Annotated in this window: 22 protein-coding genes and 1 rRNA gene; 10 read left to right on the top strand and 13 right to left on the bottom strand. The window is 41.0% G+C overall.

The features are described from left to right. Positions 1 to 99: 99 nt before the first annotated feature. The 4 genes from AB3N61_RS01460 (at position 100) to gcvP (ending at position 5156) form a co-directional block, all read left to right on the top strand. Positions 100 to 567, top strand: coding sequence for a YiiD C-terminal domain-containing protein (locus tag AB3N61_RS01460; protein WP_367899038.1), 468 nt, complete (start codon positions 100 to 102; stop codon positions 565 to 567). 170 nt (positions 568 to 737) lie between these two features. Further along, a complete protein-coding gene (gene gcvT, locus AB3N61_RS01455) occupies positions 738 to 1850 on the top strand; it encodes a glycine cleavage system aminomethyltransferase GcvT (protein ID WP_020769573.1) in 1113 nt (370 codons plus the stop codon). 15 nt (positions 1851 to 1865) lie between these two features. Next, complete coding sequence (gene gcvH, locus AB3N61_RS01450) at positions 1866 to 2258, top strand: glycine cleavage system protein GcvH (protein WP_020769605.1); 393 nt, start codon at positions 1866 to 1868, stop codon at positions 2256 to 2258. Positions 2259 to 2267: 9 nt separating this feature from the next. Beyond that, positions 2268 to 5156 (top strand): aminomethyl-transferring glycine dehydrogenase, encoded by a 2889-nt coding sequence (gene gcvP, locus AB3N61_RS01445; RefSeq protein WP_367898301.1) that lies wholly within the window; start codon positions 2268 to 2270, stop codon positions 5154 to 5156. 84 nt (positions 5157 to 5240) lie between these two features. Here the strand turns inward: gcvP and AB3N61_RS01440 are convergent, their stop codons facing one another. The 5 genes from AB3N61_RS01440 to AB3N61_RS01420 form a co-directional block, all read right to left on the bottom strand. Beyond that, entirely contained in the window at positions 5241 to 5816 is a 576-nt protein-coding gene (locus tag AB3N61_RS01440; protein WP_367898300.1) for a hypothetical protein, read from the bottom strand. Between the two features lie 655 nt (positions 5817 to 6471). After that, a 5S ribosomal RNA gene (rrf, locus tag AB3N61_RS01435) occupies positions 6472 to 6588 on the bottom strand. A gap of 131 nt (positions 6589 to 6719) precedes the next feature. Next, positions 6720 to 7364 carry a biosynthetic peptidoglycan transglycosylase gene (locus AB3N61_RS01430; protein WP_367898299.1) on the bottom strand — a complete coding sequence of 215 codons (645 nt, stop codon included), beginning with the start codon at positions 7362 to 7364 and terminating at the stop codon, positions 6720 to 6722. Further along, positions 7361 to 8029, bottom strand: coding sequence for a RibD family protein (locus AB3N61_RS01425; protein ID WP_367898298.1), 669 nt, complete (start codon positions 8027 to 8029; stop codon positions 7361 to 7363). The genes AB3N61_RS01430 and AB3N61_RS01425 overlap by 4 nt, the downstream gene beginning before the upstream one ends. Next, complete coding sequence (locus AB3N61_RS01420) at positions 8026 to 8253, bottom strand: bacterioferritin-associated ferredoxin (protein WP_081603584.1); 228 nt, start codon at positions 8251 to 8253, stop codon at positions 8026 to 8028. Before AB3N61_RS01420 ends, AB3N61_RS01425 begins: the two co-directional genes overlap by 4 nt. 243 nt (positions 8254 to 8496) lie before the next feature. On the opposite strand from AB3N61_RS01420, the gene AB3N61_RS01415 reads away from it, so the two are divergent. Next, positions 8497 to 9849 (top strand): MFS transporter, encoded by a 1353-nt coding sequence (locus AB3N61_RS01415; RefSeq protein WP_367898297.1) that lies wholly within the window; start codon positions 8497 to 8499, stop codon positions 9847 to 9849. A 58-nt stretch (positions 9850 to 9907) separates the two neighbouring features. Continuing rightward, complete coding sequence (locus tag AB3N61_RS01410) at positions 9908 to 10138, top strand: hypothetical protein (protein WP_036089500.1); 231 nt, start codon at positions 9908 to 9910, stop codon at positions 10136 to 10138. On the opposite strand, the gene AB3N61_RS01405 is transcribed toward AB3N61_RS01410, so the two are convergent. The 3 genes from AB3N61_RS01405 to AB3N61_RS01395 all read right to left on the bottom strand — a co-directional run bounded on the left by AB3N61_RS01405 (position 10139) and on the right by AB3N61_RS01395 (position 12589). Beyond that, a complete protein-coding gene (locus AB3N61_RS01405) occupies positions 10139 to 10714 on the bottom strand; it encodes a hypothetical protein (protein WP_020769795.1) in 576 nt (191 codons plus the stop codon). Positions 10715 to 10851: 137 nt separating this feature from the next. Further along, positions 10852 to 11409, bottom strand: a complete 558-nt coding sequence (locus tag AB3N61_RS01400) for a hypothetical protein (RefSeq protein ID WP_036089641.1) — start codon at positions 11407 to 11409, stop codon at positions 10852 to 10854. 385 nt (positions 11410 to 11794) lie between these two features. Then, positions 11795 to 12589, bottom strand: coding sequence for an LIC13212 family protein (locus tag AB3N61_RS01395; protein ID WP_367898296.1), 795 nt, complete (start codon positions 12587 to 12589; stop codon positions 11795 to 11797). An 86-nt stretch (positions 12590 to 12675) separates the two neighbouring features. Between AB3N61_RS01395 and AB3N61_RS01390 the strand changes: the two genes are divergently transcribed. The 4 genes from AB3N61_RS01390 (at position 12676) to AB3N61_RS01375 (ending at position 15719) form a co-directional block, all read left to right on the top strand. Continuing rightward, complete coding sequence (locus AB3N61_RS01390) at positions 12676 to 13860, top strand: hypothetical protein (protein WP_020769730.1); 1185 nt, start codon at positions 12676 to 12678, stop codon at positions 13858 to 13860. 95 nt (positions 13861 to 13955) lie between these two features. After that, a complete protein-coding gene (locus AB3N61_RS01385; protein ID WP_020769881.1) occupies positions 13956 to 14540 on the top strand; it encodes a cytochrome C oxidase subunit IV family protein in 585 nt (194 codons plus the stop codon). A gap of 111 nt (positions 14541 to 14651) precedes the next feature. After that, a complete protein-coding gene (locus AB3N61_RS01380; protein WP_367898295.1) occupies positions 14652 to 15050 on the top strand; it encodes a DUF3052 domain-containing protein in 399 nt (132 codons plus the stop codon). A 30-nt stretch (positions 15051 to 15080) separates the two neighbouring features. Continuing rightward, on the top strand, positions 15081 to 15719 hold the full coding sequence (locus AB3N61_RS01375) for an LIC_13215 family putative lipoprotein (RefSeq protein WP_367898294.1): 639 nt from the start codon (positions 15081 to 15083) through the stop codon (positions 15717 to 15719). Positions 15720 to 15740: 21 nt separating this feature from the next. Here AB3N61_RS01375 and AB3N61_RS01370 read toward each other — a convergent pair whose 3' ends face one another. The 5 genes from AB3N61_RS01370 to AB3N61_RS01350 form a co-directional block, all read right to left on the bottom strand. Continuing rightward, complete coding sequence (locus tag AB3N61_RS01370; protein WP_020769535.1) at positions 15741 to 16880, bottom strand: bacteriohemerythrin; 1140 nt, start codon at positions 16878 to 16880, stop codon at positions 15741 to 15743. A 135-nt stretch (positions 16881 to 17015) separates the two neighbouring features. Beyond that, the gene (locus AB3N61_RS01365; RefSeq protein WP_020769824.1) at positions 17016 to 17573 is read right to left on the bottom strand and encodes a gamma carbonic anhydrase family protein; all 558 of its coding nucleotides are present in this window, start codon (positions 17571 to 17573) and stop codon (positions 17016 to 17018) included. 3 nt (positions 17574 to 17576) lie between these two features. Next, positions 17577 to 19982 (bottom strand): phenylalanine--tRNA ligase subunit beta, encoded by a 2406-nt coding sequence (pheT, locus tag AB3N61_RS01360; protein WP_367898293.1) that lies wholly within the window; start codon positions 19980 to 19982, stop codon positions 17577 to 17579. 120 nt (positions 19983 to 20102) lie between these two features. Next, the gene (locus AB3N61_RS01355) at positions 20103 to 22940 is read right to left on the bottom strand and encodes a DEAD/DEAH box helicase (protein WP_367899037.1); all 2838 of its coding nucleotides are present in this window, start codon (positions 22938 to 22940) and stop codon (positions 20103 to 20105) included. Positions 22941 to 22942: 2 nt separating this feature from the next. Next, the gene (locus AB3N61_RS01350; protein ID WP_367898292.1) at positions 22943 to 23647 is read right to left on the bottom strand and encodes a 7-carboxy-7-deazaguanine synthase QueE; all 705 of its coding nucleotides are present in this window, start codon (positions 23645 to 23647) and stop codon (positions 22943 to 22945) included. Between the last annotated feature and the right edge of the window lie 14 nt (positions 23648 to 23661).

Genomic DNA, 23661 nt, shown 5'->3' with positions numbered 1-23661 from the left:
TCCGTCTTACAAACCAATTATATTCTTCAAAAATAGCTCGGATTTTTGAGCCTCCTATTAGTTTGGGACAAAATTAGAAATAAAGATCAGGAATCTTCTATGTCCCAACCGGGTTTTTTACAAAGACTTAAATTTCATTTTTTCAATTTCTACCCTCCTTATTTTGGAGCCGGGATCAAGGTAAAAGCCTTGAATAAAGAGAGAACCTTATTCTCCACCACAATGAAACTCACTCCTTTTAATAAGAACTACGTGGGAACACAATTCGGAGGATCTCTTTACTCCATGTGCGATCCTTTTTATATGTTGATCCTGATCGAACATTTAGGACCCGGATATTTAGTCTGGGACAAAGCAGCGACAATAAGATTCCTCAAGCCGGGAGAAGGAACCGTAAGAGCAGAGTTCCATATCCCTAAGGAAAAAATACAAAAGATCAAAGAAGAAACGGATCGCAAAAGAAAAATGGACGTTACTTTCACCGCGCAGGTCGTAGATATAAAGACCGGCAAACTCATAGCTGAAGTAGACAAAGTGATCTATGTCAGAAAAAAATTGAAAGAATGATCTCTTAACTCTGCCGCCCAAATTTCGTCAGTGTGAGATTTGTTGGAGCGCTTACCGAACCCGGGACCTTCTTCTCGAACCGTTCTAAAGAAAGCCTTTAAATCTTTTTTAAAGGGGCCTAAAATTGTTTTTCCCTAGGGACTATGATGAAATGATGGCCCCAAACGCTTATGTCCCAATGGAAAACCACACCTCTGTATGAGGAGCATAAACTTTTAGGCGCTAAGATGATCCCTTTCGGCGGTTGGGATATGCCTGTTCAATATTCAGGAATCATAGCCGAGCATACAGCGACTAGACAAGCTGCCGGTCTATTCGACGTTTCTCATATGGGAGAAATTTTTGTCGAAGGTCCGCCCGACATCACCCTCGGTTTTCTGGAATCCGTTACCTGCAATTCGGTTTCTTCTCTAACGGATGGACAAGTGCAGTATAACGCGATCATCAATGAGAAAGGCGGACTGGTAGACGATATCACCCTCTACAAGTTCAACGATCAAAAATACATGATCTGTGCAAACGCATCCAATGTGGATTCGGTTTACGAGTATCTAAAAAAATACGTTCCGAGTTCCGTAAAGTTAGAGAACCAAAGTGCAAACTGGCATCAGATCGCTATCCAAGGACCCAAAGCGGATCCCATTCTTTCTTCTTATTTCCAATCGGATCTAAGTCATATCGGATATTATAAATTCGTGTTATTCCCCTTTTCAGGAGAGGATCTCATCCTTTCTAGGACAGGTTATACTGGCGAAGACGGATTCGAGATTTATAGCTCCAATGCAACGGGTGTCAAGATCTGGAAGGAACTCTTGGAATTCGGAAAAAAAGACGGACTTCTTCCCGTAGGTTTAGGCGCGAGAGACACACTTAGGATAGAAGCAAAATATCCTCTTTATGGTCATGAGTTGGACGAGAATAGAAGTCCAAACGAGTCCGGCATAGGCTGGATCGTAAAAGAAAAGAAAACACCTTATCCAAAATACCAAGAGATCATCTCAGAAAAAAAAGAAGGACCTAAAAAAAAGGTCGTGGCCTTCGAACTTCAGGAAGCTGGAGTCCCAAGAGAGAATATGCCTGTCTTGGATTCGAACGGTAAAAATATAGGTATCACGACTTCCGGTACCTTCTCCCCTTCCTTAAAAAAAGGAATAGGGCTTGCGCTCGTAGATTCTGAAAAGATCAAACATGGAGAATCGATCCAAATCGAGATCAGAGGACAAGCAAAGTCCGCAATCATATTCACCCAATCTTTCATTCCGGGAAGCATTCGGAAAAATTAAACTAAGGATTTTCAAATGGCAGTAACTAACGCACCTCCGGGCTACAAGTTCACAGAAAAACACGAATGGGTAAAGGTAGAAGGAGATACCGCACTAATTGGGATCTCTGACTATGCCCAAGCGGCACTTGGAGATATCGTTTTTGTGGACCTTCCAAAAGTGGGAAAATCGATCAAACAGCTAGATACATTCGGAACAATCGAATCCGTAAAGGCAGCGGAAGATTTATACGCTCCTATCAGCGGAGAAGTAGTCGAAGTTAATGGCAACCTTTCCAAAAACCCGGCAGCAGTGAATTCGGACCCATTCGGGTCTTGGATGATCCGAGTGAAAGGGTTCAACCCCTCCGAATTGGAGAAATTATTAGATCCCGAATCTTACAGAGAATTCGTGAGCAAACTGGATTAGGAAAATAGAATGAGTACGGCAACTTGGAACGGATCCGGCAAACAAACTGAAATGAAGAACCCTCTCGATCCTTTGGATACTTTTCCCAGAAGGCATATAGGTCCTGATGAAGATCAGACCAAGGAAATGTTGTCCACTCTTGGATTGTCAGCACTGGATGAATTGGTGGCAAAAGCCGTTCCGGAAGGAATTCGTTTGGAAAAAGCCCTGGATCTTCCTAAGGCATCTACCGAAAGAAAGATCTTAAATGATCTGAAAAAGATCGCTTCTAAGAACAAGTTATATCGTTCTTATATTGGTTCCGGTTACCAAGCCAGCGTAATGCCTGGAGTTATACAAAGAAATATTTTGGAAAATCCGGGTTGGTACACTGCCTATACTCCTTACCAAGCGGAAATTTCCCAAGGAAGATTAGAGGCACTTCTCAATTTCCAAACCATGATTATGGATCTAACCGGTTTGGAGATCGCAAACGCCTCCCTTTTGGACGAAGCTACAGCTGCCGCAGAAGCAGTATTCTTAGCTTTTGGAATTCGCAAAAACGAAACATCCAAATTACTTTTTATTTCCGAGTTATGCCATCCTCAAACGATCGATGTGGTTCGCACCAGAGCGCTTCCACTTGGGATCGAAGTTAAAGTTGGAAGCCATTTAAACGCAGAACTAAATGAAGATTATTTTGCCGTATTAGTGCAATATCCGGGAACGGAAGGAACAATATATAATTATGAAAGTTTCTTCCAGTTGGCCCACACTGTCGGAGCTTTAACCATCTGTGCTGCCGATCTACTTTCACTTACAGTTCTAAAGGCTCCCGGAGAATTCGGAACGGATATCGCCGTAGGAAGTTCCCAAAGATTCGGATTACCTTACGGATTCGGCGGACCTCATGCAGGTTATTTTGCTACCAAAGACGAATTTAAAAGAAATATGCCCGGAAGACTTGTAGGAGTATCCAAGGATAGCCAAGGAAATCCGGGACTTAGACTCTCTTTGCAAACGAGAGAGCAACATATCAGAAGAGATAAGGCTACTTCTAATATTTGTACAGCACAGGTTCTATTAGCAGTTCTATCCTCTATGTATGCAGTATATCATGGACCGAAAGGTTTAAAAGATATCGCTCTTAGAGTTCATCGACTCACTGAAACATTGGCAAAAAATTTGGAGAAGGCAGGTTTAGCCATTCTAAACAAAACCTTCTTTGACACGATCGTTTTAGATCTAGGATCCAAAGCTGAAACATACTTGGATGCTGCCTCCAAAAAAGAGATCAATTTCAGAAACTTAGGAAATGGCAGAATTGCCATCGCTCTAGACGAAACTGTAGAAGTTTCCGATCTAGAAGATATTCTTTCCGTATTCGGGATCTCTAAGATAGATCTTTCGCTAGAAGGAATTTCCATCCCGAACGAATTTGTCCGAACTTCTAAATATCTGACACATCCTGTGTTCAACTCTCATCACACAGAAACGAAGATGTTGAGATATATTAGAAAATTGGAATCCAGAGATCTTTCTCTTACGACTTCCATGATCCCTCTGGGTTCTTGCACAATGAAACTCAACGCTACGGTGGAGATGTTCCCTGTAACCTGGCCGGAGTTCTCTAATATACATCCATTTGCGCCTTCATCTCAAACGGAAGGATACAGGAACGTATTCTCCCAATTGGAATCCTGGCTTTCTCAAGTGACCGGATTCCCGGGAATTTCTCTCCAGCCAAACGCAGGCTCTCAGGGAGAATATGCAGGATTACTCGCGATCCGAAACTATCACATTAGCAGAGGAGATAAGAACAGAGATATTTGTCTGATCCCGATTTCCGCGCACGGGACCAATCCTGCTTCGGCTGCGATGGTTGGATTTAAAGTGGTCGTGGTTGCCTGCGATTCCGAAGGAAACGTAGACTTAGAAGATCTGAAAGCAAAAGCAAAAGAACATTCTAAAAACCTGGCTGCATTAATGATCACCTACCCTTCTACACATGGAGTGTACGAGGAACCGATCAAAGAAATCTGTTCCATTATCCACGAGAATGGAGGACAGGTCTATATGGACGGAGCGAATATGAACGCGCAAGTAGGGATCACAAGACCTGCGAATATTGGCGCTGATGTTTGCCACCTGAACTTGCACAAAACTTTCTGTATTCCTCACGGAGGAGGAGGCCCCGGAGTCGGACCGATCGGTGTTGCAGAACATCTGAAACCTTTCTTACCTGGCCATCCTCTGGTAGATAATGGAACGGGCAACGAACATGGGGCGGTATCCGCGGCTCCTTGGGGAAGCGCTAGCATCGTGCTGATCTCTTGGGTTTACATCGCGCTCTTAGGAACGGAAGGATTGGAGCAGGCAACCAAGGCCGCAATCCTAAACGCCAACTATATTGCAAAACGTTTAGAGAATTATTTCCCAGTGCTTTACAAAGGAAAGAACGGATTCGTTGCACACGAATGTATCCTGGACGTAAGACCTTTTAAAAAGACCAGCGGGGTAGAAGTAGAAGATATCGCAAAACGTCTGATGGATTACGGATTCCACGCTCCTACTATGTCCTTCCCTGTACCTGGAACCTTGATGATAGAACCGACGGAATCGGAGTCCCAAGAAGAATTGGATCGTTTCTGTGAAGCAATGATCTCTATTCACGCTGAGATCCAAGAAATCGAACAAGGCAAAGCGGACCCTAAAGATAACCCATTAAAGAATGCGCCTCATACTTCCGCGATGGTCATCTCTGATAATTGGAACCACGCATATTCTAGAGAAAAGGCTGCATATCCTGCTCCTTGGACTAAAGAACATAAGTTCTGGCCTTATGTAGGAAGAATAGATAACGTATATGGAGATCGGAACCTGGTTTGTTCCTGCCTTCCTCCGGAGGCGTATCTTTAATTTTTTCTTAAAGTCCGTAGATAATAAAAAAGACCGGGGTTTTCGCTCCGGTCTTTTCATTTTCAAAAGATTGAAAGTTCAGAATTAGTCGTCTTTCTTTTTCTTTTTGGATTTTTTAGACTTCTTTGAGTCTCCATCATCATCCTTGTCTTTTTTAGACTTCTTAGATTTCTTAGAGTCCCCATCGTCTTTATCTTTTTTAGACTTCTTTGACTTTTTAGGTTTTTTGGAATCGCCCTCATCGTCATCGTCTTTGTCCTTCTTGGATTTCTTAGAATCGGAATCGTCCTCATCTTTATCTTTTTTAGATTTCTTGGATTCCTTATCCTCATCCTTGTCTTTTTTAGATTTTTTCTTTTTAGGCTCGTCTTGATCGTCGTCATCGTCCTTATCTTCGGACTTTTTAGCCTTAGATTTCTTTACTGAATCTCCTGAATCGGATGCCTTTCCAGGTTTCGCCCTGCAATAAGCATCAACATTCGTACCGTCTTGTTTGGAATAGCCGGATACCCAGGTACAATCAGAATCGGATTCACATTGGCCTTTGGATAAACCTTGGCATTGGGACTCGGCAGAAAGAGAAGTTCCACCTATGAGAAGTAGACCTGTAAAGAGAATACTAGTTATAAATTTTAAAAGATATATCGGTTTACGATACATTCTATCGACTCCTAAATCGAATGGTTCGACAAGGATCTATATCGAAAAAGAATTTGCGATCCTGAATTATCGCCGACTGAAAAATATTTTTTATTCCGTTCGATCTCAACCGGACAAGTAAGTTCAATAAAACGAAATAAATTTCCTATATTTCAAAAAAATTATATTAGAATCGTTTTAAAAAGGTGGGTCGGGAGGGGAATTCCTCCCGACCAAGCACAGTCAGGAATCAACCGCCATAGTACATCAACTGGAACCCGAATTTAGGATATAAAATGCCCATCTAATCTAACATCAACTCCCCGGGTCCATACCTTCAGAGCGGTCCGCATTCTACTATCGAGTCTTTAAATCGTCAAGCTTACAAAATAAATACGGTCCAAATTTTGGAAAAAAATTTCATTTGGAAATATCTTTTTTCGAACGGTCGATATTCCATGGATCACATTACATTGATCATATTCACTATTTCTAATAGTCTTTAGGTAGATCGGCCGGGTTCCAAACTTTATACTCCCTGTTCAGAATTCGATAGATACGGAATAAACCGTAATGATATCGACCCATCGAGAATTGTAAGCTTTGATTTTACGGAAGATGTTTGGAGAAATAAAAAAGGCCGGAGATGAATCCGGCCTATATGATTGCGGTAGAAACCCGGCAACGTCCTACTCTCCCACACAGCGAACCATGCAGTACCATCAGCGATGAGAGGCTTAACTTCCGTGTTCGGGATGGGAACGGGTGTGACCCTCTCTCTATAACCACCGAGAATCTATAACCAGTATTTCGGACCAATCTCGGAAGTCCACTTTTTTTCAAAGAAAAAATAGAAGTTTTTAGTAAGTAGAAAAGAGCCGAATTTTCGGGTTTTTACCCAGGCGCAAATTCGGATTTCGAGTTTCAAAACCCTAAAGAAAGTTCCCTGACTTCTTCTCTGGTATACGCATCCGGTTTTTTTAATATTTGGACCAAGGCTTTAAATTCTCTGGGAAGTAGATTTCCCGGATGTTTATTAAAATAATATTTGGAAGATCTATAGATCCCGTTCAGCCCTCTTCCCCAATATACCAAATTCAAATAATATTCCAAAACTCCCTTTTTGCCTAGCTCTTCATCCAATGCTTGCGCGATCCGGATCTCTTTCAATTTGCGGGTTAATGTTTTATCTCTGGATAAAAATAATGTCCTGGCAAGTTGTTGATCCAAAGTACTTGCACCTCTCAACCTCCTGAACAAAAATACGGCCTGTATGATGGAAGATTGAATATCCGCTAAAGAATATCCTCTATGTCTATAGAATCTATAATCTTCTACTTCTACCAAATATTCCAAACTTCCGGGTGGCAATTCTTCCAATCTTACCCAATCGTTTTCAAGCGGGACGGATTCTAAATTCTCCGGTAGGTATATGAGTTTGTTCTCTCTGAATAAGATCCTTTTTTCCGGAAAGGTTTGGTAATAGATTAGAAGAAGGAATACCAATACCAGGACACTTCTGATCCCGAAAAAAAACCATCTATGCAAAAAATGATTTCGCTCGTTCATCGGACTTCCGGGCTAGTTTGTTTGTCGTATATCAAAAATACTTCCTGTTCTTTCAGTTCGGAAGATACCAATTTCCAAATCTCTTGATCAAAGTTATGGTATGCGAATTCTCCTCCCGTGATCGAAGGTAATCCGAATTGCCCTATTAAAAATGGAACAATCGTAAGATAAAGTCTATCCACTAGTCCCGATCTGAAAAAGGAATCGTTCAGTCTGGGACCGCCCTCTAAAAGGATTTTGGTATATCCCCTTTTTTCCAATTCGTTCAGGATGATCTCCGGGGCCAGATCTTCCCCCTGTAGTGTGACTATTTCTGCAAACTCGGATAATTCGGACCTAACCTGGGATTCGTTATTAGAAGTGCAAAATAGCAGCGGTTTTACTTTAGAAAAATGGAATACTTTTTTATCGGAAGGAATTGTTCCTGTTCTGACAAGAAGAATGGCTCTAGGTTCCTTCTCCGATTCCACATATCTGAGGTGAGTTACAGGATCATCGTTGAGTATGCTGTTTTTTCCGAGGATAAGAGCGTCCGCTTCGGAGCGGATCTGGTCCATTCTTCTTTTATCATTTCTGGAAGAAAGACCGTACCATTTACCATCGGGGCGGCATACCTTTCCGTCCAAGGTAATAGCCATATTTACGGATACAAAACGACCGCTCATTGAGGTTTAGAAGCGAGGGTTTCGGAAAGCAATTTGAGAACTCTTCCTCTACAGGTACCACAGCCGGTACAACAATTCGTGTCTCTCATCAATTTACCTAATGTGTCATTCCCTCGACGAATAGAATTTGTTATATCCTCTTCGGATACCTGGTTGCATACGCAGACCTTTCTGGGTCGCATCAGGGCATTTAGGTCTATTTGACTAAAGTCGGAAGAATTCATTAGGCCTTCTAATTATTGGACGCCGAAAGCAAAACCATCACTCAAGCTAAACATAAGAAGGCCCGGATCAAGAGAATTTTTTTTCCATTCGGTACACGAATTATACTCCTGACATCCTGGTCTCAAGAACCTGAACCTTGGAGAAAGGTTCGTATAACGGATTCCAGGAGGGATATTTCTCGTTGACAGCTGGACTTTCAAGCTCATCCTCATGCGGAAAATTCCATAAAGGAAACCTACAGAATGCAAGTAACCAAACGCGCTCCCCTACGGGAAATTTTCGGATGGTGCATGTTCGATTTCGCCAATTCTAGTTATACCACTGTAATTATAACAGTTATCTATTGCAGAGTTTTCGCGGAAGTAATTGTCCCAATCTCCTCCAATCCGGCAAATCCTTATGAAGACGGGAATTTCCTGTTTGGTTTAGCTTTATTTTTTTCTTATTTATTAGTGGTGGCAACCGGTCCTTTATTCGGCGCTATCTCCGACTTCTCCGCGAAAAAGAAAGCGTTTCTCTTTTGGAGTTATATAAGCTGTATAATCAGCACTGCCGCTCTTTGGTTAGTTTCCACTCCTGGTTCTTGGGAATTAGGTTTTGCTCTGATCATTCTTTCTAACTTCTTCTTTGCATCCGGAGAAAACTTTGCTTCTTCCTTCTTACCACATTTAGGTCCAAAGGAAGAATTAGGAAAAATTTCCGGTTATGCTTGGGGTATCGGGTATATGGGAGGTTTACTTTCCGTATTCTTGGTCCAAACTTTCGTGGCGCCTTCTATTGATCCTGCCATCTACGGTTCCTTAAGATACGTAGGACCTCTGACCGCATTCTTCTTTTTACTAGCTGGAATTCCGACATTCTTACTTTTGAAAGAATATAGACCGCATGCGGAAAGACCGGAAGGAAAAAGTTATCTTACGATCGGATTCGGCCAATTGATAGAAACCCTTAAATCGATCGGTTACTTCAGAGATTTAGTCATATATTTGATATCTCTTTTCTTCTCCATGGCTGCTCTTGCAATCGTAATCGCGTTTGCGTTCCTATACGGAAATCAGGAAATTAAGATCACATCGGAACAAGAAACCGCATTATTTATCTTACTCCAATTTTTTGCGATGATAGGAGCGATCTTCTTCGGATTCGTTCAGGATAGGATCGGAGCCAAAAAAACTTTTAATATCACTTTGGTCTTTTGGATACTATGTCTGATCGGAATTTATTTCGTAAGAGAGATTACTGGATTTGTGAACGGACTAGGTGTGGATATATCCGTACAATGGGTGTTCGTGATCTTTGGAACTCTAGCAGGTTCGGGAGTCGGTTCCACCCAATCCGCAAGTAGGGCGATTGTTGGGATCTTCTCCCCTGAATCCAAATCGGGAGAATTTTTCGGGCTCTGGGGTCTTTCCGGAAAATTGGCGGCCGCCATCGGAGTTTTTGCGATCGGTATATTACAGAAAATTTTCGATCTACGAAATGCGTTCTTAGTGGTCGCCGTATTCTTCTTTATTTCCTTGATCATCAACATGTTTGTGAACGAAAAAAGAGGGGTCGAAAAAGCCAAGGAATGGGAGAAAAACGGAGGGCAATAGTTCTCCTTCTTCCAAGCTTTTGCTTGAAAATACGAAACTATACTCTTATACTTAGATCGTGGCTGGCACGGAATTCCATACAGAGGACGAATTCGAAACCCACCAGAGCCAAAGAAAATTGGCTCTGGCGACGATGGACGAATTGACCCAAACAAAATTGGACCTATTGGATGCCGGTAAAGAAATTCCTAAATTTCTGAACTACGCGATCTCGTATTTGAATCGCAAATATCTCACGGAAGAAAAAGTGATCAGTGACCTGATCGTAAGAAGGGACTCCGCGAGTTGATTACTCGTCCTCATCATCCTTTTCTTTTTCCGCTTCTATTCTTATTTCAGAGATCACGGCTTGCGCCTCATCAAACATTGGCGTTAGGGTAGAAGTATCCGAATCTATTTCGCTGACCGTATCTTCCAGATAATAAGTACCTTGTGTGGTTAAAAAAAAGAATCTTACCTGATCCAAGTCAGGATTCGGGGTCCAGCGAACCTTCTTTCCCTCTTTCCAAAGATAAGCATATTTGTGGATCAAACGTATGGAACTTTTTTGGATACTTTCCCTTCCCCCACCGCCAATAAAGGAAGCTCCCGAAGTTAAAAATAAGCTAGCGTCTCCGGAAAGGAATGTGACTAAAGTGACAATCTCTCTTTGGGTGGGCCAATCCATAATGATCCCGTAGACGACCGTTTTTCCGTTCGGATTTTTGATGCCGATATCATCGTATTCCGTTTCGAATGCGAGTTCCCTTAATTCCTTATAAGGCGTTTTATCGACGGACGGAGTACAATAAGTAAGGACCAGCAATATACCGATTATATTATAAAAAATAAATTTGGTTAAAAGGCCCGAAAACTTTTCTGACATGCAAGTATACCGCTTTATTCTCCAAAAGAGAACCTATGGAGAACCTATCCCGATAGATATCAAGAAAGACTTCTTTTTGCAAAAAGAAGTAAGAGAACCTAAGAAAAATTCCTGGATCCGAAAAAATCAAATCCTTCTTATTTCTTTTTAACCTTTTTCTTAGGAGACTTGGATGCTGCTTTTTTCTTGGGTGAAGATTTTTTAGGAACGGCCTTCTTCTTGGAGGGTTTTTTCTTCGGTGCTACCCTTTTCTTACCGTCTTCGCTTGCGGTAAGGCTCGGATCTTTTTCCGTATTCTTAATATGAGAAGTATGCCTGAATCTAAGTGCGGACCAATCATCGTCTATAGAGATCAATCTAACCCCTTCGAAACTGATCTTTCCGAGCGGATCCCACCCCGCATCCCTATGAATGGATACATTATATTTTCGGGAGGTCTTCTTTGGATAGGCCAACCATAAAAGCCCGTCGTCCACCAAGGTAGTCGGTACCATTGAGGCGATATTACGTATCTCGACTTCGGTTTGAACGAAGGCAAGAATGAGTCTGTATCTTTTTCCGGACCTTAGCGCTCGATCTACAGGAGCCCCTAAACTGGAAAGTGCAGGTTCGAATTCATAAGGAGAAGATAAAACACAAATCTCCCCTTCGCCAGGTTTGAATTGTAATTTACCGAAAACGGAATGGATAGCCATCGGTAAATAGAATCCTTTTCGCCAAGAAAAGGCAAGCGAGAAACCGAAAACATTTTTTTGATCCGTTTTCAGATCCATTGGATATTCTTAAATTAGGGACCTTACCCCTGTTTATGGGATACATTACTTCACCCAGGTGGATAACAATCGTTATCCAACCAGTGAAAACTAACGTCATGCAATAGAAGATAATCGTTTAAGAAGTTTATTAACTTCCCGAAAAGGTCCTGGTCCAAATAGGACAAGAGATCCGGCTAATTTTGCCACAGATTTTCCTTCTTCTAGTTCTCGTAGAAACCGCAGTATACTATGATATTTCTCAATAATCAAAAGGCGAACCGATCGGCTCGCCTTTTCCCTTATTCTAAAGTTCTAATCTTTTTTCTTATTGGAATTCCAACATCTTAGAAACAAGTCTCTTTTGGTTGAGTTCCAGATCTCTCAACTTATGGCGAACATTCTTGTCCACCTTACGAAGGTATTTCTTGTACGTTACGATAATCTGTTTTTGTTTATTATAAGGTAGAGGATTGGTTTCCTCATGTAGTTTGGTCTCCACACTAGGTGCAATAGATTGGACAGGAGTATCCGGCCAGATCAATTCGGTATCATAGCTGGAATAATATTCTAATTTGATCTCTTTATTGTTGTTCGGAGTTCTTTTTCCTTCACTTCCGATCTGAGGTCCTTTAGGATCTATATTGATCACTCTACGCATTTCTCTTACGAAAATTTCTCCGTTCGAGTTTGTACGCTTGAATTGCATAATAATTTTTTCTAGTTTTTCAGGATTGGTGCCCGGATATATAAAGATACGAGCGTTAAAAAGATAAGTTTTAGGGAAGTCCCAGAAAGATTCTCCGGAACCCATGTCCAATTCTAGATATGGTTTATTATCCCTATCCGTTTTTAAGAATTGAGGTAATTCCTGCGGCTCGTCACCGATATATCTTAACGCTTTTTTGGTGGTATCCATCTGAAGGATCTTATTGATCTGATGGATATTCTGAGAGATAGAAGCGTGCAAGTTGTCTATCTCAATGTCCGAAAACCCAGCCTTACGGATGGCTTCGATCTGACGTTCGATCTCTCTTTCTTCCATAGTCAGGATTTTAGGAGCCGCATCTATTTGTACGAATACGGCCAAAAGGGAAATTATGAGAAAGATAAGGGTTTTCATTAGAACTGCCTTCCTTCTAAATATCGAAAAGACTATACCCTAATCTTGATCCTAAAAAGGATTTTTTCCAGGGTTCTTTCCTGATTATGCCTCGAATCTTCCGTCCGAATGCCTATTTCGAAGAGGAACTCCGACTTGGAAAATTATTTCCGAGAGAATTGGAAGCCAGGAATTCCGTTTTAGAATCCTCTTTTTTAGTTCTGAATTCATTTCCGGACTCCGCAAAAGTTTTAGCTCATTCACCACCGGAGGAAAATTGGATCGAATACTGGAAGGAGAAGGGTGTACAGATCCCAAAACCTATTCTCCTCAGAAATCGAAAACAATCTTTGCAAAATAAAAAAGAGATCCAGTTGGAAGAATGGGGGAAAATCTCCCGTTGGAATTCCGAAAAGAATGATTTAGAGATAGATCCGGTTATTCTTGAAACGGCAAGGGAATACGGATCTAAATTGAACCAAAATGATTGGAACCAAGAGAACAATCCGAATTTTTTTTCTTACTCTATTCGTAATCGGCAAGATTGGGAGAAGTTTCTCCGTAATGAAAAAGATCGCTTCTCTTCCGAGCAAAAATTCGTTTTTAAGACCGAGTTCGGATTTGCAGGTTCTCAGAAATTTAGAGATGTCTCGGGACTAAAAGACCTGGCGGATATGTTCTTAAAAGTAAAAAAAGAACCTTTTCGGATCGAGACATGGGTGGATCGAACGAAAGATTTCAGTTTATTATTCTCCGCGAAAAACGGAAAATTTAAGATAGAAGAAGCTACCATTCTACTCAACGATCAAAAAGGAAAATATTCAGGGACTTGGATGGGAGAATTTTCAGAAATTGAAAATTACCTTTCCGAAATGTCTGAACCTTTTTCAAGGATCTGTAAATTCCATCCGACCTACGAAGGATTCGGTTCCGTGGATTCTTTTTTCTATAGATCCGAAGGAACGGAAGTTTTACGCACGATTTCGGAGATTAATTTTAGATGGACCATGGGCTGTTTGTTATTGGAACTCCGGCGAAAATTTCCAAAGAAGGGAAATGACCTTCTTCTTTTCTTCCCTAAAGTCCATAGCCAAGACCCGTATTCTAAATTAAAAGTTTGGGAGAAGGAAACAGGCTGGGAAATTTATCCACTTTCCGCATTCTTCTCCCCTTACAAAAGACCGAACCAGAGAAATCTAATTTGGGTCCGCTTACCGGCTCAAAAATCTCAAGATCCTTGGGAAGAGGCCAAAATTGTTTCGGATAGCGGTAACCGAGTTCTGGGCGCCTGAAATGTACTTGTGATTCTTTACCTGCCTCCGAGACTGGTTCCAATCCCCTTCGGGGAACTCTGCCTGCAGATATTACTCAGGTTTCAGGAAAAGAGATGGAACTGTTTCTCAATTACGCGCTGTATATTATCGTAAGTATCGGATTCATGATTCCCTTCACCGGATTTGTTATCGGAGCGGGAGCGATCGTAAACGCTACCGTTGCCGGATTTGCCGTTAACTTGTTGGCTCAAATCGTAGAAGAGGATAGACTGAAGGCTTATCTTGAAAAGAATAAGTCTACTTTGATTGGTCAGGCTTTACTAAAAGCAGTCGAAGCAGGTAAGACCAAACTTCAACCCGGCTCAGTTGTTTCTCATGCAGAAGAGCATGGACATGGCGGGCATCATCTGATCTCCGTTCAAACGTATTCTTTAGTGTTTGCCGCACTGATCGTTGGAACTATCATCACAGTATTAGTAGCCCAAGTTGACTTCGGAGCAATGAACACTGTGATCGCTATGCTTGTAGCGACCATCAAAGCTTCCTTAGTATTAGCTTACTTTATGCACCTAAAGTATGATAATGTAATGAACAGAGTGATCTTCGGATCCGGCTTCTTGTTCTTACTTCTTCTTTTCGGATTCTCCGTAGCGGACATCTACACAAGAGCGAAAATTTTCGCAGGTTTCCCTTACTAAGAATAGCACAACACTTCCTTTGTATTTCAAAAGAACCGGCTTCCACGCCGGTTTTTTTGTAGCCTGAGATTTTCTTTTCGGCTTTCGTATCCGAATTCGAACAGAGGAACTATGGCAGGATATTCAGGCACCCCCTTGGCCAAAAAGTTAGGATTTAAAGAAGGCCAGAACGCGATCATAATCAATGAGCCAAAAGAATTTAAAGGTTTATTGGAAGAACTTCCTCCTAATATTACATTCAAGAAGAAGTTAGCGGGAAGTTTCGATTATATTCATTTTTTCTGTAAGACCAAAGACGAACTTTCTAAAAACTTTCCCAAGTTCCCGGATTACTTAGCGGACAAAGGTATGGTTTGGATCTCTTGGCCTAAGATGAGTTCCGGCGTGAAAACCGACTTAAAAGAAGATATGATCCGAGAAATAGGCTTGAAGACAGGAATGGTAGACGTTAAAGTCTGCGCAATCGATTCGGTTTGGTCCGGTTTACTTTTCAGAAGAAGAAAAAGTTAAACATAAAATCAAAATTTCGAAAACGTGAACATGAACTTCTTAGAACGTTACAGTCTGGTCTTCTTATTACCAGGGATCATTTTATGTTTTGCCTGTTTTGAAAAAGTTCCGGAAGTCAAAAAAACAATCGAGATCCCTGAGCTTGGCTTAGTCTTGAATTATGAAGGTTGGATCTATGAGGAATATGATCCGAATCGTGACGGTTCCGAACCGAATCGTTCCAAAAACAAAAGAGAATCCCAAAATGATAAACAAGTTAAGGTGATGTTCTATCTTTTTGAACCGGAACAAAACAAAACTTCCGAGATCAGGACCAATATTAATTTTGTGTCGGAGCCGATTCCTCCTAAATATTCTTGGGCAACCCTCGAGGATTACGTAGCTTCGATAGGAGGGTTGTATTCGAATGTATACAAAGAATATGAAATACTTTCCGTTCCTCAAAAATGCAGTTTCGGAAAGGAAAAATGTATCTTTTTAGAATCTAAGTTCGTTCTCCCCAATACCGAGGTAAAAAAACAGGTCCGCACTTTACAATGGATCTTTTTAAAGGAAAGTTTTGTGTACATTTTTACGGGGACCGTACCGGAGTCAGAGTTTTCCGAGAAAAATAAAAAGATCCTAAATACGATCCAAACGCTTAGCGAAAAAAAAGAGAATTCCAATTAACGATTACGAACTTCGTCGTTCTTAAACGGGTGTCTTTTCCCTAGTAATATCCTCGTATTCTACCAATAGTTTGTAGATCATGACCGCTTCCTTCCAGATATGGATCTTTCCTTCACGATTCAAATTTCTAACATATTCGTTGACTTCCGGGAGCCTGGACCTGAAAAAATAGAATAATTTTTTATCCTCAATGGCGATATGACTCACTAACCAATCCTTTAGATCCTGGATCAAGATTGCCAATGACTCTAATTCCTCTTTTTCACTTCTTTCAATCATATCGTTGATGAGTATATTAAAATTCTCGTGTTGTTTTTGATGGTTCCTTTCTCCGATATATCGAAAATTATGCATAATCGCTTCTTCCGTACTGAAATGCTCCCTAATATATTCTATCGTTTCTTGGATCGCTTTTTTCAGTTCAAGACTCAAATACTCGCTACCGATCTCTTGTTTCAACTTCTGCTTGTATAACTTATCCGTTTTCACCAATAATTGCAAAAGCCATAGATGTTGGATATCCACGATCGCAATCCCTGTTTTGAGTTTATAACGATACCAAAGGTCGGAGATCAGCTTTAAATTATCCTCTCCTATAACGTTAAATTCCTTCGAGACCGTTTGTTTAGCGGAATATACCACCGCAGCATACAAATTTTCGATTTCCTTGGCATGAGGAGAAGTTCTCAGCTGTTCGTTCAGCGAAGAAGAAATTTCCTGAGTGATATTAATGTCCGCAAGATCGACATACTGTCTGTCTTCGCTGAGAATATGTCTGAATAACCACTTTTTCAGGTTTTTCAGCAGTTCCATCACTGCTTGTTCGAAGTTTCCCTCGAAATTCTTTCGGACCCGATTCTTTAAGGCAGTGAGAAACCGCATATGCTGCAATCTATGTTGTCCTAGTTTTGTGTAACCTATACTCTCCAGAAGTTTCTCTTCTAAAGCGAAATGTTCGGATGCATAATCCAAGGTTTTAGAAAGTGCATTCGTAAACGTAGTTTCCAGTGCGGATCTGGTTCCCGACTCCAGTTTATCTTCTAAATCCGCAAGGATCCCGATCAACCAAAGATGTTGTTTATCTATTTCAGGAATTCCTAAAGAAAGATCGAAGGTCTTCCAAATACCTCTGATTTTTTCTATAACCCTTTCGTCATACATGAGATCATCCTTATAAGTCGTTTTGCGGAAAACTATAACAAGGATTAGCAGGCAAGGTTCAGGACGAATCAGAAATCGAGTTAGGAAAAATTGATTTATATCAAATCGAAAGTAGAGGAGAAGTTTAGATAAGAATTATATGCCGTATCTTTTGATGATGGACTTTGCTTCTTCTATAAACGAATTCTCTTCTTCTTTTGTGAAAGGTTTGAATACGTTCTCTTGGAATCTTTTTGCCAATTGTATGTATTCCAAACAACCTGCGATACTCATCTCAGGTTTTGCTTTTTTTTCGTAGATAACGATGTCCCCGTTTTTCGGGATCACCATCGCTCTAGGCGGGATTTTTTTACCACCGCGGATCATTGAACCTGCGAGTATCATCGCTCCATCTCCGATCTCCGCCTCATCCAAAATGATCGCACCTATTCCGATCAGACAACCCTTACCGATCTTACATCCGTGAAGCATTGTATTATGACCTACTAATGTATAATCGTCTATAAATAAACTTCCGGTGGAATCGGTATGAAGTGTACTATTATCCTGGATATTTACACCTTCTCCCAATTTGATCTCATTTAGATCCGCACGAACAACGGCACCCGGCCAGAGAGAAGATAAAGGTCCCATCTCCAACATTCCGAATGCAGTTGCAGCCGGATGGATAAATGCCGTCTCGTGGATTTTCATAGTTTAACGAAGAGGATAACCGGAAGAATTCGCAATTTGGATGAGGCGATCCGTGATCTCTTTGATCCTGTCTTGGGTCAAGTTTTTGTCTTGGCTCAAAAGTTTAAATCTATAAGAAACGGACTTTTTGTTTTCAGGAAGATTTCCACCCGTAAATACGACTGTAACTTTTACATCCTGCAGCTCCGGGAATTTTTCTCGGACAGCAGCATCACTGAACTTGGAAGAGGATTCATTCAGATCCATCACCAAAGATAGATCGATCTCCGTTTGAGGGAAATGAGACGGAGCGGCAAAATAATTTGTGTTCCGATCCACTGTCCATACTTCCAGCAATGAAGCGAATTCGAATCTTCCTAAAATGACTCTCTTTTTGATATCGGCATTATCCAAGGCTGCAGGATGAGCGTATCCTAACTCCCCTATTCTTTTTCCGGATATGAATAAGGAAAGAGAAGCCTTAGGATGAAAATAGCTTCTTTCTTCTATCTTCCATTCGATCTCTCTTAAATTTAAATGTCTTAATACTTTTTCGATACCTGTTCTAACGTCCAAGAAATCGGACTCTAATACGTTTAAATCCTTTTCGTTGGACTTCCTACCGAAAGAAACCGCCCAAACAAACCATTTGGATTCGTTAAAAGGCTCCTCTGCTTTTTTATAAGTGCGGCCGAATTCGAAAATTTTCAGTTTTTCGAAACGATCGCCATTGAGCCTGATATTTTTCAAAAGAGAAGGATATAAAGAAGTTCTTAAATATGCCTGCTCATCCGGCATTGCATTCAGGATCTTGATAGAATCTTTTACTTCTCCTTCGAAAGAATTATCTTTAGAAGAGGCGTAAGAATAATTGAATACTTCGTTGTATCCTAAGATTTGGGAGAATGCTCTTTTTAGATGTTTTTCCAACTCTCTGGAGAAATTACGAGCAGGAGGTTTTACATCCGAAGCCAATGGACGGACCGGAATAGAAGCGTATCCCAATGTGCGGCCTATCTCTTCTACAATATCTTCGGGAATAGTGATATCGTAATTATGCCTGTATTTAGGAACAAGCACCTTAACGGTATCTCCTTTCCATTCCGTGGAGAAGGAAAGTTGTTTTAGGATCTTATCCGAAGTCGATTGATCGATTTCCGTTCCTAATTTCTTATTTAAGAAATTTAAACTGACTTCTATTTCTACTTTTTTATCCGCAGTATGAATGTATCCGGCAGGAAAACTTGCCTCCAGAGCCGGACAACCGTTCTCTTTCAGAAGATTTAAGGCTCTTTTGAGGATAGGAAGAGCGGTCGTCGCTTCCAGACCTTTTTCGTAACGAATGGAAGACTCCGAACGAATTCCCGTTTTTCGAATAGACTTACGAACAAACTCTCTCGGAAAAACCGCGGATTCTAAAATAACTTTTTTAGAATTAGAATCCACTGCGGTATCCGCACCACCCATCACACCTGCAATCGCTACTCCCTTTTTAGCGTTACGGATGATCAAAATTTCGGGATCAAGTTTGGGAGAAGTTTCGTCTAGAAGTAAAAAACTTTCGTCCTTCTTTGCATAATCCACTTCTAGTTCGATCCCGCCTTGAGCGAATAATTTATCCGAATCGAAGAAGTGAGTCGGCTGCCCCGCTTCCAATAAGAGATAATTGGAAACATCCACCACATTATTGATCACCCTCACTCCGCATTTTTTCAAACGGGAACGAACGGTTTTATTAGAAGGTTTGATCTGGATCCCTTCGATAGCAGAAGAATAGTAAGAATGCGCGTAATCCGTTTCTTTTACTTTCGGAGAAGTCAAGTTTTTGGAAAATTCCCAGTCTGTTTCCAAAGGATTAAACTTGATCGGTAGATTTAATTGAGCGGCAAGTTCTCTTGCAAATCCGAAATGGCTCCATAGGTCCGGGCGATGTGTGATCGATTTATTATCAATATCTAAAATAGTATCTCTGAACCCAAAAAACTCTCTCAGATTCAAACCGGGTTTTGCATCCGGATCATCCAAGACCATGACTCCCGCATCTTCCTCGGAAAGGCCCAGTTCTTTTTCGGAACAAAGCATACCGGAGCTTTTTACTCCTCTCAGTTCGGACTCTAGGATCTTTTTATCTCCTAGTTCTGCGCCTGGAACTGCCAATGGAACCAAGTCCCCTACTTTTAAATTCGGAGCGCCTGAAACGATTTGGATCTTATTTTTACCGTCCGTAACCTGCGCGACTTGGAGTTTGTCTGCCTGCGGGTGTTTTTCTAAGGAATCGATCTTTACTAAAACTACCTTCTCTAAATGAGAAAAATAATCTTCGACCCCATCTACTTCACATATAGAAGCCGCAATTTTTTTCAGGATATCTTCGAGGGACACATCCTTAATCGGGGTAAAATCGTTGATCCAATCCAGGGATAATTTCACGTAAACTGTCTCCTAAGGCCGAATATTTGGCGGAGTAGTTTAACAAAAGCGGATAGCGGGTGCCAATGTCCAGCAGTAAAAACCGGAATATAAAAGGTTTAAGACGGTCCCTAATTTAACTTAATCCGAACCCGGAAGATAGGCTTGGAAAAGTTCAAAACGATGGTGGATCTCTTTTCCAACTTTTACCTTTCGCAACTCCACTTCGAAATCCTCTTTTACTTTTTGGATCTCGTTCTTAGTTCGATTCATTGCGGATTTTTTTTCGGGTCTTCCTTCCCATTTAAAAGCAGCCTCTTGCCTCATCAGTTTTTCTTCGAGTTGGCGCAGTGTGTTTTGGTTGCTGTTCCGGATCTTGTATTCTTCTTTTTGGAATAGATCCTTGGTTTGTTCGTATAATTCTTTTTTTCTATCTTCTAATGCAAACTCTAAGGTCTCGCAGGCGATCACGAAATGTTTTTCCGTATCTTGCGGTAGTTGTGTTTCAGAGGATCTGAATCGGTTCTCTCTTACGATCTCGGGAAGGCTTTCCAATACCTTGGCATTCCCGCTGCGTCGGTTCACTTCCACAACGAACAATTCTTTTCTGTCCAAAGAAAATTTGAATTCTACTATAAATACGAAGTATAAAAAATTGCCGGAAGTCCTATAGAATCCAACTTTCCAACCGGATCTATCTTTCAGAAAGGATTGGACAGCCTCTTCGACCAAAGGATGTCCGAATGCTAAAAATTCCAAACCGTCGTCTGCGAGTGCAAGTTCGGAATTAAATGTGGCCTTCTTTCCTTTGTAGTTCACTCCATCCAACTCATAGATCTGAGGCTTTAGAGTTTTGAGTTTAAAATTCAATCGATCCGAATACTTTTTAGCGTATCGGACAAAAAATGTCTCTAAGTGTTGGTTTGTAAAAGATCTTTCTTGTAGAGTAGTTTTATAATAATCTTCTAAATTAAAATCCAATAATTTAGGAGTTACCAAAGATCCCAGTTTTTCGAAACCCTTTTTGGCGATCTTGATCCTTTGGTCGATCTCCTCTTCCACTTCCCTTAACTTTTTGTTTCCCGTGACGAATCTCATGAAGCTGGAATGAAAATCCAATTCGTCTTCGATGGCTCCGAGTAACTCGTCGGAGTTTCCGATCGATTCTTCGAAAAGTTTGATCTTATTGGAGAGTACTTCTAAAATTCTTTCCGCAACTGTGTCTTTAGAAGCAAAGTTAAAAATAAATACATTGTCCTTCTGACCGAACCTATGAATTCTTCCGATCCTTTGTTCGATCTTTAAAGGGCTCCACGGTAGATCGTAATTGAAGAGAACGTTTGCAAACTGAAGGTTACGACCTTCTCCGCCGGCTTCCGTACAGATCAATATCTCTGAAGTTTTTCTGAATTCGGAGATTGCGTCTTCTTTTGCATCCGCACTTAAAGATCCGTGGAATAATGTGACCTTGTATTCCGATAAAGTAGAAGCTAAGAAATCCTGTGTACTTCTGAATTGCGTGAATATTATAAATTTAGGATGCCCTTCTTTTTTGAGCTTTGCGATCGTTTCTTTCAGCTTCTGGCTTTTGCGATCTTCTTTGATCTTTTTACCCAAAAGGATCAACCTGTTTAAGGACAATAATTCCCTTCTAAGATTTGCCAGATCGGAGGGAGCGGATTCGTCCAGATCGGAAACGAAATCTTCCACTCCTTCCGTTTCATCCAAGTCCCATTCCTCTAATTTGTTTCCGACTGCTTGTAAACGATGGAGCCTATTCTCCAGCATGAACTTACGCTTGGACAATGCGGAAAGAAGTGCGAATACGGATGAATCCAATAATTTCTGGAATACGATCATCACGAACCCGATCGCCCGATTTTGGGTTCTCATCGCTAGATTGTATTCTCTACGAACGTATTCGGTGGTCTCGTCGTAAAATTGTCTCTCTGCGTTGGACAATTCTATCTTTACGGTTTTGGCGAATCGTTTGGTAAATCCGCCCACTTCTACCTTTCTTCTTCTTAAAAGAACTTTCGAGATCTTTTCTTTTAATCCGTTTTTATTTCCAAGAACATAATCGTTTATAAAAGTATGATATGGTCCGAGCAAATTCGGATCCACTAAGTGGACCAGATAATACAGCTCTTCTAATTTTCCTCTAAAAGGTGTAGCGGTAAGAAGAAGCAGACATTCGCATTTTTTGGCGATCTTCTCCGCGAATAGATAAGCTCTAGTGACCTTATGATAATCCCTTCGTAAACGATGTGCCTCGTCAAAGACTACTATATCCCATTTTGTTTTCAGGATCTCTTCGGCATATTTAGGGTTTTTGATAAAGTCTACGGAAGTGATTACATGTTTGAAATTCTTCCAATTTTTCTCGCCCGTGGCTAAGAAGTTCTTTCTTTTAACGATCTCAAAGTCTTCGTTAAATTTATTCTTTAACTCCTGTTTCCATTGGACCAAAAGAGGAGAAGGAGCCACAACCAAAACCTTTTTATAACCTCTCCGAAAGATCAGCTCTTTCATAACCAGAGCCGCTTCTATCGTTTTGCCTAATCCTACCTCGTCCGCCAAAATAAATCTTGGTCTAAGTGAGTTCACTACCACGAAAGTGGATTCTATTTGGTGAGGAAGAAGCCTAGTTCTGGAATTAGATAAAGCGGAAAGTTTATCGTATGCGTGTGTGAGTTTTAACTCGAATGCTTGTAGACTTAGATCGAGTAGCTCAGAATCTGCGAAAGATTCCGTAAATGCGGTCGGATACGCTCCTATAATTTTGAGTCTGTTTGAGTTTTCAGAAACCGTTTTTCTGGTATTTGAAGATGGAAAATAGATCTGGAATTTTCCCGAGTCGGAACTTTCTATCCTTCCAATCCCTAATTCCGGTTCATCCTTGAGATAACAGGAATCCCCTCTGAATCCGCTGGAAGAGTCGGATTCGAAATCTAGACTGAGCTGCAAAGTAGAGTCCAAGATCAAACTCCCCTTTTTTCTCCCCAGATATATTTATGGGTCTGCAAAGAAAGACGCAGATCCGTTCTATTATTTTCTTTGATCCAATCTACAAGGATTTCGGGAGCTAGCTCTCCGAATACGGGAGAAGCCAGAAGATTTCCCTTTAACTTAAAACGATCTATCACTTCCAAAGTCCTATCGAAATCCTTTCTATCTCTAATTACGAATTTAATCTCGTCCAGATTATCGTTTCTATCCCGGACAAATTCCAAATTATCCAAGATCATTTTGTTTTCCATTCCGGAACCGGGGAGTTTGTAATCCAGAGTAAATACCATATTTTCTAAACCGGAGATAGGCTCTGCACCGTTTGTCTCCACCCTCACCCTCGTATAAAGCCCCGAAACTTGCCTCGACTGTTTCAATTTTTCCGCCAATGCCTGGCTGAAAATCCTATTCGAATTTTCTAATGGTTCTCCGCCCGTCAAAAGTATTTGTGTAGGAGAAGAAGTAATGGATCCTATCTCCGAGATCACATCTTCCAACTCCATTTGTTTTCCCGCATTCGGAGAAAGTGCGTACGGAGTGTCGCACCATAATTTGCGATTTCCATCCATTCCGCATCTGAGAGAACATCCCGCAAATCGGACAAAAATGGTAGGCAAACCTGTTGAAATTCCTTCTCCGGAAACGGAGAGATAAATTTCATGAACGACGGATTTCATAGTAAGGAATAGCT

This window comes from Leptospira sp. WS58.C1 (assembly GCF_040833995.1).
GTDB classification, from domain to species: domain Bacteria; phylum Spirochaetota; class Leptospiria; order Leptospirales; family Leptospiraceae; genus Leptospira_B; species Leptospira_B cinconiae.
Note: the sequence above shows the minus strand (reverse complement) of the source record. Positions and strands in the feature narration are given on the sequence as shown.

What these genes read in the sequence shown, in the direction of transcription:
- AB3N61_RS01375 (WP_367898294.1), top strand. Translation starts at nt 15,081, where the DNA reads ATGAACTTCTTAGAACGTTACAGTCTGGTCTTCTTATTACCAGGGATC.
- AB3N61_RS01380 (WP_367898295.1), top strand. Translation starts at nt 14,652, where the DNA reads ATGGCAGGATATTCAGGCACCCCCTTGGCCAAAAAGTTAGGATTTAAA.
- AB3N61_RS01440 (WP_367898300.1), bottom strand. Translation starts at nt 5,816, where the DNA reads ATGTATCGTAAACCGATATATCTTTTAAAATTTATAACTAGTATTCTC.
- AB3N61_RS01405 (WP_020769795.1), bottom strand. Translation starts at nt 10,714, where the DNA reads ATGTCAGAAAAGTTTTCGGGCCTTTTAACCAAATTTATTTTTTATAAT.
- gcvH (WP_020769605.1), top strand. Translation starts at nt 1,866, where the DNA reads ATGGCAGTAACTAACGCACCTCCGGGCTACAAGTTCACAGAAAAACAC.
- AB3N61_RS01395 (WP_367898296.1), bottom strand. Translation starts at nt 12,589, where the DNA reads ATGAAAACCCTTATCTTTCTCATAATTTCCCTTTTGGCCGTATTCGTA.
- AB3N61_RS01365 (WP_020769824.1), bottom strand. Translation starts at nt 17,573, where the DNA reads ATGAAAATCCACGAGACGGCATTTATCCATCCGGCTGCAACTGCATTC.
- AB3N61_RS01420 (WP_081603584.1), bottom strand. Translation starts at nt 8,253, where the DNA reads ATGAATTCTTCCGACTTTAGTCAAATAGACCTAAATGCCCTGATGCGA.
- AB3N61_RS01350 (WP_367898292.1), bottom strand. Translation starts at nt 23,647, where the DNA reads ATGAAATCCGTCGTTCATGAAATTTATCTCTCCGTTTCCGGAGAAGGA.
- AB3N61_RS01460 (WP_367899038.1), top strand. Translation starts at nt 100, where the DNA reads ATGTCCCAACCGGGTTTTTTACAAAGACTTAAATTTCATTTTTTCAAT.
- AB3N61_RS01400 (WP_036089641.1), bottom strand. Translation starts at nt 11,409, where the DNA reads ATGGCTATCCATTCCGTTTTCGGTAAATTACAATTCAAACCTGGCGAA.
- gcvT (WP_020769573.1), top strand. Translation starts at nt 738, where the DNA reads ATGTCCCAATGGAAAACCACACCTCTGTATGAGGAGCATAAACTTTTA.
- AB3N61_RS01430 (WP_367898299.1), bottom strand. Translation starts at nt 7,364, where the DNA reads ATGAACGAGCGAAATCATTTTTTGCATAGATGGTTTTTTTTCGGGATC.
- AB3N61_RS01390 (WP_020769730.1), top strand. Translation starts at nt 12,676, where the DNA reads ATGCCTCGAATCTTCCGTCCGAATGCCTATTTCGAAGAGGAACTCCGA.
- AB3N61_RS01415 (WP_367898297.1), top strand. Translation starts at nt 8,497, where the DNA reads ATGCAAGTAACCAAACGCGCTCCCCTACGGGAAATTTTCGGATGGTGC.
- gcvP (WP_367898301.1), top strand. Translation starts at nt 2,268, where the DNA reads ATGAGTACGGCAACTTGGAACGGATCCGGCAAACAAACTGAAATGAAG.
- AB3N61_RS01385 (WP_020769881.1), top strand. Translation starts at nt 13,956, where the DNA reads ATGGAACTGTTTCTCAATTACGCGCTGTATATTATCGTAAGTATCGGA.
- AB3N61_RS01425 (WP_367898298.1), bottom strand. Translation starts at nt 8,029, where the DNA reads ATGAGCGGTCGTTTTGTATCCGTAAATATGGCTATTACCTTGGACGGA.
- AB3N61_RS01370 (WP_020769535.1), bottom strand. Translation starts at nt 16,880, where the DNA reads ATGTATGACGAAAGGGTTATAGAAAAAATCAGAGGTATTTGGAAGACC.